The organism is Serratia sp. HMSC15F11, assembly GCF_001808215.1.
GTDB lineage: Bacteria > Pseudomonadota > Gammaproteobacteria > Enterobacterales > Enterobacteriaceae > Serratia > Serratia nevei.
In genome coordinates this window covers 1-1328 of sequence record NZ_KV792417.1, presented here as the reverse complement: position 1 = coordinate 1328, position 1328 = coordinate 1, and the positions used below count along the sequence as shown (strand labels likewise).

The following is a 1328-nucleotide window of genomic DNA, read 5'->3' as shown; positions in this document are numbered from 1 at the left end:
ATCTATGGTCACTCCCGTTTTTGCAACACCGATTTTGACGACAAGTTGGCTTGCTTGAATCTATCCGGCGTCTGAATGGGATTTTATTCCCGCGCCTTGATGAGTTCCGCGCCTGATGAACCTCCAGAAAATATACGGCTTCAATGAGCCTTTCCGTTTTACAGGTTCCTCAACAGGCCGGTGGGCCGTTAGTATCATCAATATCAGTATTCGCAAAACCAGATCAGTAATTCTTTAAACCGGTGTATTTCTGCCGTTATGCTACATAAGTTTGCTGTCGTGCCGTTAGGGCCCAGGCTATTCTGGCCAGCTTGTTTGCCAGAGCACAAGTGACGACAAAGTTGCTTTTCCGGCACAGTAAATCCCTGACCCAATCGGCCAATTTGCCAGACTGGTGTTCCAGTTTTTGTATGAATACCCTGGCACATTGAACCAACAAAGTTCGGATCTTTTTATTACCTCGCTTACTAATTCCCAGCAATGTCGTCCTACCTCCCGTGCTGTACTGCCGAGGTACAAGCCCTGTTGCCGCCGCAAAGTCACGGCTGCTGGCGTACTGCTTCCCGTCGCCAATCTCAGTTGAAATAGTACTCGCTGTCAGTGTTCCGACGCAGGGAATGCTCAGCAAGCGCTGTCCAACCTCATCTTCGTCCAACTTTCGTTTCAACTGGGATTCCAAATCTTTAATCTGCTCAACAAGATAGTGATAATGCTGTTGTAATTTCAGCAATAACTGGCTGAGGTAAAGAGGCAAACTATTATCCTCAAGAATGGTACTCAGTCGGCTAATAACGGCAGCTCCTCGGGGAACGCTAATGCCAAATTCCAGCAGAAAAGCATGCATTTGATTGGTTGTTTTTACCTTATCCTGAACCAGGGATTCACGGACACGATGCAGAGCCCGCATTGCCTGCTGAGATTCCGTTCTGGGCTGCACAAAACGCATAGACGGACGCGATGCAGCTTCACAAATAGCTTCGGCGTCGACAAAGTCGTTTTTATTGCTTTTAACGAACGGGCGGACAAATTGTGGTGATATCAGCTTTGGGGAATGCCCCAACTCTTCCAACTTGCGTGCCATAAAGTGAGAACCGCCACAGGCTTCCATTGCGATGGTTGTAGCGGGGCATGTCGCCAAAAATTCGATCAACTTTGGCCGGGTAAATTTTTTACGGTAAACAGCCTTCCCGCGACGATCCTGGCAATGAATATGGAAAGAGTTTTTACCCAGATCGATACCAATGAGCGCAATGTTTTCCATGATAGTTCTCCGAATGAAAGCCTGTCCTCAGCATAGTACCGGGAAGGAGGGAGTGACCATCTCATTA

General features: G+C 47.8%; 1 protein-coding gene. It reads right to left on the bottom strand.

Features of this window, described 5'->3' with window-relative positions:
• Positions 1–256 precede the first annotated feature (256 nt).
• Complete coding sequence (locus HMPREF3138_RS07045; RefSeq protein WP_000427623.1) at positions 257–1261, bottom strand: IS110-like element IS4321 family transposase; 1005 nt, start codon at positions 1259–1261, stop codon at positions 257–259.
• Positions 1262–1328 lie beyond the last annotated feature (67 nt).

Bases quoted from the DNA above. Each gene is read 5' to 3' on its own strand.
- HMPREF3138_RS07045 (WP_000427623.1), bottom strand. From the start codon at position 1,261: ATGGAAAACATTGCGCTCATTGGTATCGATCTGGGTAAAAACTCTTTC.